The organism is Adhaeribacter soli (assembly GCF_008727925.1).
Classification (GTDB): Bacteria; Bacteroidota; Bacteroidia; order Cytophagales; family Hymenobacteraceae; genus Adhaeribacter_A; species Adhaeribacter_A soli.
On the sequence record NZ_VTWT01000005.1, the window covers coordinates 348,893 to 361,466 of the forward strand.

At 47.8% G+C, this 12,574-nt stretch carries 10 protein-coding genes; 8 read left to right on the plus strand and 2 right to left on the minus strand.

What is annotated here, in order from left to right; translation table 11 throughout:
• Positions 1–18: 18 nt before the first annotated feature.
• Positions 19–630, minus strand: a complete 612-nt coding sequence (locus F0P94_RS11185; RefSeq protein ID WP_150903963.1) for a sigma-70 family RNA polymerase sigma factor — start codon at positions 628–630, stop codon at positions 19–21.
• Positions 631–705: 75 nt separating this feature from the next.
• On the opposite strand from F0P94_RS11185, the gene F0P94_RS11190 reads away from it, so the two are divergent.
• The 6 genes from F0P94_RS11190 (at position 706) to F0P94_RS11215 (ending at position 9,264) form a co-directional block, all read left to right on the plus strand.
• Positions 706–2,013, plus strand: a complete 1,308-nt coding sequence (locus F0P94_RS11190) for an O-antigen ligase family protein (RefSeq protein ID WP_150903964.1) — start codon at positions 706–708, stop codon at positions 2,011–2,013.
• Complete coding sequence (locus F0P94_RS11195) at positions 2,006–2,773, plus strand: glycosyltransferase family 2 protein (RefSeq protein ID WP_150903965.1); 768 nt, start codon at positions 2,006–2,008, stop codon at positions 2,771–2,773. The genes F0P94_RS11190 and F0P94_RS11195 overlap by 8 nt, the downstream gene beginning before the upstream one ends.
• 92 nt (positions 2,774–2,865) lie before the next feature.
• Positions 2,866–3,963 (plus strand): glycosyltransferase, encoded by a 1,098-nt coding sequence (locus F0P94_RS11200; protein ID WP_191907016.1) that lies wholly within the window; start codon positions 2,866–2,868, stop codon positions 3,961–3,963.
• 178 nt (positions 3,964–4,141) lie between these two features.
• The gene (locus F0P94_RS11205; protein WP_150903967.1) at positions 4,142–5,182 is read left to right on the plus strand and encodes an NAD-dependent epimerase/dehydratase family protein; all 1,041 of its coding nucleotides are present in this window, start codon (positions 4,142–4,144) and stop codon (positions 5,180–5,182) included.
• 326 nt (positions 5,183–5,508) lie between these two features.
• Positions 5,509–8,508 carry a two-component regulator propeller domain-containing protein gene (locus F0P94_RS11210; RefSeq protein WP_150903968.1) on the plus strand — a complete coding sequence of 1,000 codons (3,000 nt, stop codon included), beginning with the start codon at positions 5,509–5,511 and terminating at the stop codon, positions 8,506–8,508.
• A 15-nt stretch (positions 8,509–8,523) separates the two neighbouring features.
• Entirely contained in the window at positions 8,524–9,264 is a 741-nt protein-coding gene (locus tag F0P94_RS11215) for a LytR/AlgR family response regulator transcription factor (RefSeq protein ID WP_150903969.1), read from the plus strand.
• Between the two features lie 98 nt (positions 9,265–9,362).
• On the opposite strand, the gene ahcY is transcribed toward F0P94_RS11215, so the two are convergent.
• The gene (ahcY, locus tag F0P94_RS11220; protein WP_150903970.1) at positions 9,363–10,670 is read right to left on the minus strand and encodes an adenosylhomocysteinase; all 1,308 of its coding nucleotides are present in this window, start codon (positions 10,668–10,670) and stop codon (positions 9,363–9,365) included.
• Positions 10,671–10,827: 157 nt separating this feature from the next.
• On the opposite strand from ahcY, the gene F0P94_RS11225 reads away from it, so the two are divergent.
• Positions 10,828–11,313, plus strand: a complete 486-nt coding sequence (locus tag F0P94_RS11225) for a PH domain-containing protein (RefSeq protein WP_150903971.1) — start codon at positions 10,828–10,830, stop codon at positions 11,311–11,313.
• Between the two features lie 108 nt (positions 11,314–11,421).
• A complete protein-coding gene (locus tag F0P94_RS11230; RefSeq protein WP_150903972.1) occupies positions 11,422–12,570 on the plus strand; it encodes a hypothetical protein in 1,149 nt (382 codons plus the stop codon).
• The last annotated feature ends 4 nt before the right edge of the window (positions 12,571–12,574 follow it).

The window sequence follows — 12,574 nt, forward strand, 5'->3', positions numbered from 1 at the left end:
GGTGTAAATGGTTAAAATTTATTCTTCGGTTTCAGAATCCGCATCGTAGCCCATGGTTCTGGCGTATTTTTCCAACTTCTCCTTCAGGAAATTCCGCGCGCGGTGTAAGCGGGAGCGGACGGTTCCGATCGGAATATCGAGGATCTTAGCCATTTCTTCGTAGGTAAAACCTTCGAGGTCGCAGAGTATAATTACAGTACGAAAATCTACCGGTAAAGAGTTCAATGCGCTGGCAACTTCGTCGCCAATTAATTCCTGCACGGCTTGGGAGCGCATGTCGGAAGTGGCAGCCATTTCGCCCTCGCCTTCAACATCTTCGGTGTTGTAGTAGCTTTCTACTTCGTTGTAATCTACTTTGGCCGGCTGCTTGCTTTTTTTCCGGAAGTCGTTTATGAACGAATTCTTCAGGATGCGGAACAGCCAGGCTTTTGCATTAGTTCCTTGCTCGAAATAATCAAAAAAGCGGTAGGCTTTGAGGTAGGTTTCCTGCACCAGGTCGTTGGCGTCGTCTTCGTCCAGCGTGAGGCGGAAGGCAAAGTTATAGAGCGGTCCGATCACCGGCATGAGCTCGGCTTCGAAACGTCTGTCCTTTTCTTCTTTACTCAGCTTGTTGGCTTTTTCCTCGCTCATCTAAATAAATTTTGTAGATTTACACATCTATACGCAAAAATAGAAATTTTAATTATATCGGCTATACAATATTTTATGCTTCGCTTTTTACGGCATCCGGGCGTGTTGCATTTTGCCTGGGTGTTATATTTTATAGCCCTCCCTTTCTCTAAAGCCTTATCTGCCATTACTGAAGTAACATTGCTGGTACTGGCCATTCCTGCCCTCGGCACACGGGATTTCCGGACCGATCTGTACCGCTACCGCCACGTTTCCGCCCTTTGCCTGATCTTTCTGGCTTTATTATTGGGATTAGCATATACCGAAAATTTAAGCAATGGTTTTAAGGTATTATCGCGCTATCACCGTTTTTTAATAATTCCGCTTATTTTTCTGGCGCACCGCCGCTGGCTTCTGCAGCATTTTTTTCAATATCTTCAGGTGTATGTAACAGCAGTGGCCGCGGTTTGCATCATCACCCTGTCCTTTTACATCCTTCCTCCGGAAACAGCAGCTTCGGTAACCGATCGGCTGGGGTTTGTCTTGCCTTATTACAAAGATCAAACCGGAGCAGCCTTTGGTATTTATTCCCCCTTTACAGGCCGGCTTCAGCTGGGTAGTTTAATCTCCCTTGCATTGCTTTCGGCGGTATATCTGGTCAGCAATTCGTATAAACGCATTCTGAACGGAGCGCTATTTGCCCTGCTGTTCTTTACACATTTTATTTTAGGAGCCCGGGGGGCGCTGCTTGCCTTTCTTATTGCTTTCGGCCTGTACGGCTACCTTTTTGCGCAGCAGAGATTCCGGCCGGTCTTATCCCGGAAGATCGGGAACCCACTGGCAACCCTGTTAATTGTTTTTTGCCTGGCTTCCGCGCTTATCGGATTGCCCTGGGCGGCTTATACGTATCTGAAACCCGTGCAAAGCCGCGTAGACCAAACCCGCTGGGAAATGGAAATGTACCAGACAGGCCAGTTTACGCAGTATTCCTACGAACATTTTACTACCCTGCGCCGGGTGGCTTCTTGGCAGAACTTATGGCAGGTCGTGCAGCAAAACCCAATTCTGGGAGTGGGCACCGGCGATTACACCGACGCCTTAGAACAAGCCTATACCGATGACAAATACCCGATGCCGGTTCACAATCATAATCAGTTTCTTATGTTCTGGGCCATGATCGGGATCTGGGGACTCTGTCTTTTTATTTTCATTTTGGGTTACTGGCTTTGGCGCATGCGTAAAAGCGGCCCTGAATTTTATTTTGCCTGCGCCTTTTTGCTTTTTTACATTCTGAACATGATGCCCGATGCTGTTTTGTTTAACCAGACCGACAGCACGGCTTTCTGTTCTTTTATGGCGCTTATCGGTTTAACTTTCCGTCAGTACCGGCCCGAAAATGCATAAACTATCAGCCATAATAATTACAAAGAACGAGGAGCTCAACATTGCCGGGGTTCTCGACTCGGTTGCCTGGGCCGACGAAATACTGGTAGTAGACTCCTTCAGCACCGATAAAACCCTTGAAATAGCTTCTCGGTATCCGGTCCGGATCTTACAGCGCCCTTTCGATAACCACGCGCGCCAAAAGAACTGGGCTTTTACGCAGGCCAGCCACCGCTGGGTATTGGTGGTAGATGCCGATGAACGGGTTACCGAAAAGCTTGCAACTGAAATTAAGGCAATTCTGGCCGGCAGCCCCGACAAAGCTGCGTACTGGATTTACCGGAAGAACTACTTTATGGGCTCGGAGGTTAAATACAGCAACTGGCAAAACGATAAAGTGATCCGGCTGCTCGATAGGACCCGGGGCGCCTATGCCGACCGGAGCGTGCATGAAGAAATTGAGACCTCGGGGCCGGTAGGTTCCCTGAAAAATAAACTGATCCATAATACCTACCGCGACTTTGAACACTATTTTGAAAAATACATTCGTTACAGCTGGTGGTCGGCCAGAGACCGGGCTAAAAAGACAAAGCAGGTAACGCTTTTCCACCTGGCCCTGAAACCTTTATTCCGTTTTTTCCGGCAGTATATCCTGAAGCTGGGTTTTTTAGATGGCAAGGTAGGTTTTATCATCGCCTCTATGTCGGCTTACAGCGTTTTCTTACGTTACCTCATTGTCTGGCGAATGCAGGCCGGCGAAACCATGAAGGACAATCAGTAATCCCTGAAACGGTAGTTTTTCAACCCAAAAAAGTAAAAGGCAGAAAAGAAAAGGAGTAAAAAACCGCCTGCTATTAAAATTGAAGAATGTTTATGAGTGAATTTCCCGCTAAAGTAATCTGCTTTTTCAACTCAAACAAAGCCTGGGGCGGAGGCGAAAAATGGCACTTTTCAACGGCCAGAGAATTCATTCGCCGGGGTTTTAAAACCTTTCTGGTAACGAACCCGGGTTCTGCCCTGGCCCGGAAATGCACAGAAGCGCAGTTACCTTTTTTGCCGGTCCGCATTACCAATTTAAGCTTTCTCAACCCTTATAAGATCTACAAGCTTTACTCCTACTTCCGGCAACAACAAACCGATGTGGTTATCATGAACCTTTCTTCGGATGTAAAAGCCGGCAGCATTGCCGCCAAACTGGCCGGGGTAAAAAAAATCATGTACCGCCGGGGGCTTCCCCACCCGCTCCGCGACACCCTGCTGAACCGCTTTATTTACCAGCGGGTGTTAACGCACGTAATTGTGAACTCCGAAGAAGTTGGCCGCAGTTTTACCACAAACAATGAAACCTGGTTCCCGGCTCATAAACTCTTCCTGTTAAATAACGGGGTAGATATTAACCAGCATACCGAAGCTTCGCATAAGCTTTACCAGAAACAAGGCAGCGAAATTATTATTGGCAATGCCGGGCGGCTTACCGCCCAAAAAGGCCAGGAATACCTTATTCAAATGGCGCAGGTCCTGAAAGCCCGGCAGGTAAACTTTAAATTGCTTATTGCCGGCGAAGGGAAGCTGAAACAACCTCTGACCGAGCTGATCAGACAGCAAAACCTGGAAAACGAAATCACCTTACTTGGCCATGTGGAAGATATGGCCGGCTTCCTGAATTCCCTGGATGTTTTTGTATTTCCGTCTTTATTCGAGGGTTCCGCCAACACTTTAATTGAAGTATTGCACCAGGGAATTCCAAGCGTTGCTTTCAATATCAGCTCCAACCCCGAGATAATCGAACACGGCAAGACCGGTTTTCTGGCAACCCCGTTCTCGGCGGAAGAAATGGCTGCTTATGTAATGCAATTAACCACGGATGCGGCGTTCCGGCAGGAAATCGTTCAAAATGGAAAGCAGCTTATCCGGGAGAAATTCGATATCCGGAAAAACCTCGACCGGCTGCAGGCACTAATCAGCTCATAAGCTTTTTCTTTCCTTTTTCCTGTAGTTGGTTGGCCTGCCGCCGTTCTTTCGTTTAGAATAAAAGCCTACCTTTGCCGGGATAAACAGGCCTGATCCGGCAACTATTTTCCGGCTGTGCCTGGTTTATTCCTGCTTAAAAAGAATTTACCTACCAGACAGGATCGTTTTACCAAGTGCCATGGCAGCAGACTTAAAAATTTTAGTTACAGGCAGCGCGGGTTTTATCGGGCACCATTTAATGCTGGCATTACGGCAGATATCTCCGCTGGTGGTCGGCCTGGATTCCATCAACAGCTATTACGACGTTTCGTTGAAGTACGACCGGCTGAAAGAACAGGGTTTTGAGTCTTCGCTCATTAAATATAACCGCTTAATTCCCAGCCAGGCCCACAGCAATCTTTCGTTTGTGCAGCTGGACCTGGCCGATGAAAACGCCCTGGATAACCTGTTCCGGACCCAGCAGTTTGATATTGTAATAAACCTGGCGGCGCAGGCAGGCGTACGATTTAGCCTGGAACATCCGCAATCGTACGTATCCAGCAATCTGGTTGGCTTTGCAAATCTGCTGGAGTGTTGCCGGAAGTATAAAATTAAACACCTGCTTTTTGCTTCTTCCAGTTCGGTTTACGGTTTAGATAAAAACATTCCTTTTTCTACCGAAAACAATACCGATTACCCTATTTCCTTTTACGCTGCCACTAAGAAGGCCAACGAAGTAATGGCCCACAGCTATGCCCACTTGTACCAGATCCCTACCACGGGCATGCGGTTCTTTACCGTTTACGGCCCCTGGGGAAGGCCGGACATGGCTTATTTCAGCTTCACGAAAGCCATTCTGGAAAACAGCACGATCCGGATCTACAACTACGGCGAAATGTTCCGCGATTTCACGTATATAGACGATGTGGTAAAAGGAATTGAGAAACTGATCACTGCCTATCCGCAACACCCGCCCAAAGATGCTTTTTCCAATGCCCCTTACCGGATCTTCAACATAGGCAACAGCAAACCGGCTCCTTTATTAGAAATGGTAAACACCCTGGAAGATCTTCTGGGTAAGAAAGCCGTTTTAGACCTGCAGCCCATGCAGCCCGGCGATGTAGTAAGTACATATGCCGATGTAAGCGCTTTACAGGAAATAACGGGTTTCAGTCCGGCTACCAGCTTACAGGAAGGTTTAGCCCAATTCACGACCTGGTACCGGCAGTATTATGCTTAAGGTGAAAGCCGGATCAAAGCAGGCAAGATGTTAAATCGTCTATAATTCAGTATCGCTTTCCTCATTGGCCTGAATCTCTAATTTTGGGTTAAGGCATGCAAGGCCGAAATGCTTCCGGTTTTCCTGCACGGGTTTTCCCTTCCCCTGAATATAAATTACCAGGTATTTTTCAGCTTCGCCCTGGCGCTTACATACCTGATTAGTGGGCTATTCACCCAATATTTTTCATTCTTCACTAATAATCAGTCGTTAATACTGCAAAAGCTGGTAAAGAAAATGCTATATTTAGTCTGTTAAAAATGCATAAGTGCCTTTTAACAAACTGAATGCGCATTTTTTTTATTTCAGGGCTATTAATTCTATGGCTCACCACCCATTTATCGGCACAACAATACAATTTCAAAACCTGGAACCTCGAAGACGGGCTGCCTCAATCTGAAATTACCTGTCTGCTGCAAGACCGTCATGGTTACCTCTGGCTGGGCACGCTGGGGGGACTAAGCCGCTTTAATGGGTTCCGGTTCCAGAATTTCTCTAAAGAACACGGCCTGAGCAGCAACAACATTCGTTGCCTGATGGAAGACCGGGAAGGGAATATCTGGATAGGCACAACCGACCGGGGGATAAGCTTGTATAATGGCCGGAAATTTACGCATCTGGGCGAAAAGGATGGTTTGCCTGCCGGTGGTATAACCAGCATCACCCAGGCGCCGGACCGCACCATCTGGATCGCCACTTCCAAAGGTATTGCTTCTTATAAAAATAAAAAAATAACCCTTCTTCCTAACCTGCCCGACCTGCCGGCGCAACCCTACTCTGCCTTACTGGCCGATAAACGGGGCAATCTCTGGCTTGGAACCTTAGGCGATGGCCTCTACCGCTACAACGGTGCCTCAGCTACCCGTTTTTCGCTGGAAGATGGTTTAACCAATAAAATAATTTACTCCCTGCTGGAAGCACGGGACGGAAGCATCTGGATAGGCACCTACGGCGGACTTACCCGTTACGACGGCAAGTCTATGAAGCAATTTGTACCGGAAGGCGATTTGAACCTGAACCGGGCTATGAGCCTGAGCGAAGACAGGAACGGAGCGATCTGGATCGGACAGGATGGCGGCGGTGTATTGAAGTACGACGGCAAGAGGTTACACTACATTACTGCCGATAACGGTCTGGAAAGCAATTACATTGCCACATTACGCCACGACGGGAGCGGAAACCTCTGGATCGGAACGGTGAACAGCGGCCTGCAGCGCTACACGCCCAGCTGCTTTCTTTACTATTCGAAACTGGATGGGTTGAAAAGTGAAAATGTAACCTCGCTGGCCAAAGACGGCAACGGGCAACTCTGGGTAGGTACCTTCGATGGGGGCGCGGCCCGTTTTATAGACGGAAAGGGCTTTACCTGGTTTTCGCAGGCCGACGGCTTGCCGGGCAATATTATAAACGACCTGAAAATAGACAAAACCGGAAAGGTATGGTTGGCCACGAATAAAGGAATCTGCCGGTACGACGGAAAGCAATTCCGTAATTATAACGAAAACGATGGCCTGATCTATGAGATTGTAAACAGCTGTTTTCCTGATTCCGGAAATCGGGTTTTGCTGGGTACCAACGAAGGTTTTTCCATTTTTAACGGCAAAACTTTTCAGAACTTCAAAATTCCCGGGGGGCGTAATGCCAGCTTTGTGCAATCGGTGTTTAAAGATCACCAAAGCCGGATCTGGGTAGGTACCAGAACCGGGCTTTACGAATTCCGGGACAACAAATTTGTAAGTCCGCCGGAGTTGCAGGGATTTGGTCTGGCTAACGTTTGCGCCATTACCCAGGACCGCTTTAACAATCTTTGGATCGGCAGCTACAACACAGGCCTTTTACGCTATACGCCGGATGCGCCCAACAAACGAACAGCGTTTTACACCCAGAAAAACGGACTACTGAGCGATGGCATCAATAGCTTGCAAACCGATTCCCTGGATCAACTCTGGATCGGTACCATAAAAGGGATAAGCCGCATAAACCTGTTACAGTACCAGCAAAAGCAGCAATTCCGGCCCAAAAGCTTTACCGTGAATGATGGTTTCCGGGGCGTAGAGGTAAATTCAAACAGCATTGTAACGGGTTTGGATGGCCGCATGTGGTTCGGAACGGTGAGCGGATTAATAAAGTACCTGCCTTTTTATGAGAAAAAGGATACTGTTCTGCCAAAACTGGCCATTAGCAATGTCCTGCTGCTGCTTCAGAAAACCAACTGGAAGGACCTCGGCCAGCCTGTTAACCCTAAAACCGGCTTCCCTGATAAACTAACCCTGAATCACGACGAAAATTACCTGACCTTCGGTTACCAGGCAATCGATTTGACCCATCCGGAAAAGGTAACCTATTCCTACATGCTGGAAGGCCTGGAACTGGACTGGTCGGCTCCTACCCGGGATACTTTTGCCACTTATTCTAACCTTTCGCCGGGTAAATATGTTTTTCGTGTGAAAGCCTGCGTGCAAGGAGGTGAATGCAACCAGGAGCCTGTAAAATTTGCGTTTACTATTGAGCCGCCCTTCTGGAGCAAAGATAAGCTGATCGGCATGGTGCTCTTGGTGGCAGCAGGTGTGGTCTTCGGTTTTGTGCGGTGGCGGGAACAAAATTTGAAAAAGATAAACACTCGCCTGGAAGAAAGCGTAGAACAACGAACGCTTTTACTGGAGAAAAAAAACCTGGAAAAGGAAATTTTGTTAAAAGAAGTACACCACCGGGTAAAAAACAACCTTCAGATTATAACAAGCTTGCTTAACTTACAAAGCCGGCATGTTACCGATCCGGCAGCTTTGCACACATTACGGGAAATTAAGGACCGGATCAAGTCGATTTCCATGCTGCACCAGCGGCTTTACCAGCGGGAAGAACTTTCCTGCATAGACCTGGCCGAGTATGTACAGACGCTTTGCCGGAGCCTTTTTGCTTCTTATGGCGTGCGCGAAGACCATGTACGCCTGGAATTTGATATACCAACGCTGTATTTAGACATAGATACTGCACTTACCTTAGGATTAATTGTAAACGAATTAGTTTCGAATACGTTAAAATATGCCTTCCCCGAACATCGCAAAGGCACGCTGTTAATTGAATTATTACGCATAACAGAAACTGACTACACCCTGACCATCAGCGATGATGGTACCGGTTTGCCGGATAATTTTGAAGAAAAAATGGCAGCCAGCTTTGGCTTGCAACTGGTTAGCTCATTAGTAAAAAAACTCCACGGGAAGCTGCGCTTTTATTCGGAAGGCGGCACGCAGATCCGCTTGCAATTTATAATACAACCACAATAGTTAAAAAATATACGTATGGCCACTCCAAAAATCCTAATTGCTGAAGATGAAATCATTATTGCCGAAGATATAGCTTCGTGCCTGGAAGAACTGGGTTATTATATTTGCGCCATCGATTCCGGCGACCACCTGATCGACATTATCCGGGAAACCGAGCCCAACCTGCTGTTGCTCGACATTCACCTGAAAGGGGAAATTGACGGCGTGGAACTGGCCGCCCAGATAAAAAAAGAATTCGATATCCCTTTTATTTTCCTTACCGCCTACGCCGACAAAGCGACTATTGACCGGGCCAAAACCACTGAGCCATACGGCTTTATCGTGAAACCTTTCGATGACAAGGATCTGCGTTCGGCCATTGAAATTGCGCTTTATAAGCACGGCCGCGACAAGGAACGCTTCGAGCCTAAAACCGCCACGCCGATTAACGACAGCACGTTTACAAACGAATTCCTCTTTGTGAAAGTGAAGCACCGCATGGTGAAAATTGCCCTGAAAGATATTCTGTGGGTAGAGGCTTACGACAATTATTCCTTCATTATTACGCCGGGGCATAAATACCTGATCAGTTCTACGCTGAAGGAAATGGAAAACAAGCTGCCGTCCACGTCTTTTGTGCGCACGCATCGTTCTTACATCGTAAACCTGGAGAAAGTAGATGCTTTTGAAGAAGGTTCGCTGATCATCAATGAAAAATCTATTCCGATCGGGAAATCTTTCCGCAAAGAGTTAATGACTAAATTCAACATCATTTGAGAGAATTCTACTTTTACCCGCAATACAGTACCATTTTAAACTAAAAAGCCAGGCGCAACCGGCCTGGCTTTTTAGAATTAAATTATTGCTTTCAGATCTTAGTAACGGTACAGGTCCGATTTGAATGGGCCTTGTTTTTCAACGCCGATGTAAGCAGCCTGCTCGTCGGTCAGTTCTTCCAGTTCCACCCCAATTTTAGCTAAGTGCAAACGGGCAACTTTTTCGTCGAGGTGCTTCGGCAGGGTGTATACTTTATTTTCATACTGGTCTGAATTGGTCCAAAGTTCGATCTGGGCCAGTACCTGGTTCGAGAAGGAGTTAGACATTACGAAAGACGGGTGACCGGTAGCGCAGCCTAAGTTCACCAGACGGCCTTCGGCTAAAATAATGATGTCTTTGCCATCTACGTTGTAAAGATCCACCTGTGGTTTTACGGTGTCTTTGGTCTGGCCGTAGTTTTCGTTCAACCAGGCCATGTCGATCTCGTTATCGAAGTGACCGATATTGCACACGATGGTTTTATCTTTCATGGCACGGAAATGCTCACCCTGAATGATGTTGCAGTTACCGGTAGCGGTTACTACGATATCGGCTTCCTTGATTGCATCGGCCATTTTCTTAACAGCATAACCGTCCATAGCTGCCTGCAGCGCACAGATCGGGTCAATTTCAGTAACAATTACGCGGGCGCCGGCGCCTCTTAACGAAGCAGCAGAACCTTTTCCTACGTCGCCGTAACCAGCCACAACTGCTACTTTACCTGCCATCATTACGTCAGTAGCACGACGGATCGCATCTACTAACGATTCTTTACAGCCGTATTTGTTGTCGAATTTCGATTTGGTAACCGAGTCGTTTACGTTAATGGCCGGCATAACCAGCGTACCGTTTTTCATGCGCTCGTATAAGCGGTGCACGCCGGTAGTGGTTTCTTCCGATAAACCTTTAATATCATTAACCAGTTGCGGATAACGATCGAAAACCATATTGGTCAAATCGCCGCCGTCGTCCAGGATCATGTTCAAGGGCTTGCGGTCTTCGCCGAAGAATAAGGTTTGCTCGATGCACCAGTCAAATTCTTCTTCGTTCATGCCTTTCCAGGCGTAAACCGGAATGCCGGCCGCCGCAATGGCTGCAGCAGCGTGATCCTGGGTAGAGAAAATGTTGCAGGAAGACCAGGTAACTTCAGCGCCCAAAGCAACTAAAGTCTCGATCAGCACAGCCGTCTGAATGGTCATGTGAAGGCAGCCGGCAATACGGGCGCCCTTCAACGGCTGAGACGCGCCGAATTCTTCGCGGATCGCCATCAGGCCCGGCATTTCAGCTTCGGCCAGTTTAATTTCTTTGCGGCCCCATTCGGCCAGCGAAATGTCTTTTACTTTGTAAGGAACAAACGTCTCTACCATTATTTCAGTTTTAAGATTATATTCAATTTCAGTAAGTGCCCGCAAACGAGCCCCCAAAATTACGGAATTTGTTTCTAACTTCCATTCTGTCGGTTTAATTCCCTAAATCCGGCAGGCATTTATAACCGTATCAGTATCAGGTATAAAAGTTTTCGGTATGAAATACAAAGCCTCGCTCGATAAATTGGCCCGGATAATTACGCTGCTGGCAATAGCCTTTCCGGTGGTTTTACTATTTTTCCTGGACGAGGCAACCATTCCGGTGGTAATCCTGTCTGGCGTTTTGGTTTTAAGTTACGGCTTTGCCCCGCAGTATTATTTGCTTACTCCCGAAGAACTGGTAATTAAACGGTTGTTTAAAGACGTACATTTGAAACGAAGCGAAATTAAAACCGTGGAATTGCTGCCGGAAGCCAGGAAACTTCGCTGGACAACCGTGCGGACCTTTGGCTCCGGCGGCTTCTTCGGATACTTCGGAAAATTCTGGAACCGAACCTTTGGCGGCATGACCTGGTACTTGAATAACTTCCGGAACGTAGTGCTGGTAGAAACTTATGCGGGAAAAAAATTGCTGCTTTCGCCGGACAACCCTGACATGATCGATAACTTGCAGAACCAGAAACCAACCCCGCTTGCCGCCTGATGCTGAAAACGGTGGTTTTTTCGACCGAAAAAGCCGCCAGGCAAGAACATAAACGATGGCCGTGCCGCCTGCATTCGCTAATTTTACCGCCCGAATTTACTATAAACTATGACTCTGAAACTTCTACGATACCTTTTTCTCTTTCTTTTAATTTCTACGGTTGCTCAGGCCCAGGACCAGGTGCCGCTGAAATACGTGCGCGACTTGCCGAAAAACCTGTACGCGGCCCGCACCGCCGTCCTGATCGGCTACACCACAAACAAAGAAACCACGCCGGAAGAAGATGCCAAAGTTTTCAACCAGTACAGTACCCAACTCTTGGGCGACAACCAGAGGCTGGGTTTGCAACTGGTACACTTCGCCGATAAAAACGTATTGCTGCAACCGGCCAAAAAACAGCGCCTGCTCAAACAATATGACAGCCTGAAAGTAAACAACCTGCTTATCCTGGACATTACCGACATTGGCGGAACCGGCGCGCAGGGTTCTTATGTGTTGCTGCTAACCGCTTACAACCGCACCGCCAAACTCATGACCGCGAAGCAACGGGCCTATACCCTGCAAAGCGATACCTACGAAAAACTGATCCGCGATTTTCTGCAGCAGGTAAACCAATACAGCCCGGTTTATTTCGATAAAGCTCCGCCCCGGCCGGCGGTAAAACCAACGCTGGCCGCCGAACCGGAGCTGAAAGAAGCGCCGGCCCAGCAAAATGCGACCCAAACCGGCGCTAAAACCATTAAATACCCAACGGTTTCGCTTACCGTGGAAGACATGCAGCGCGGCAACGGCGGGATGCACTCGAACTTTTATTACTATGTAGGCGCCGACCAGCGCGAACGCAATGCCGGCTTTTTCGGGCAGCACCTCAAGAAAGACATCCAGGCTAGTCCGGATGCCCTGAAAGAACTGGAAAAGTACCGGAATTATAAAATAGCTTACCTGGCCGAAAGAGTAGTGTTTGTGGGGGCAGTTGCGCTTTACATGAGTCAGGTGTGGAGTGGCGATGATGCTGTATATTTTAACGACACCCAAAAACTTGCGGTTGGCCTGGCTGGTGGCAGCCTGATTCTGAATATAATCCTGAGCCGCAAAACCAACCAGCACATGTACCGGGCCATAGACGAATACAACGCTTTTGCCACCATGCAGAACAATACCGGTTTTTATAAACTGAAGCCCGATAACTGGAGCCTGGGCGCCGTTTACGACAAAAAAGTAGTGCCGGGAATTACTTTACAGTGGAATTTGCGCTAACAAA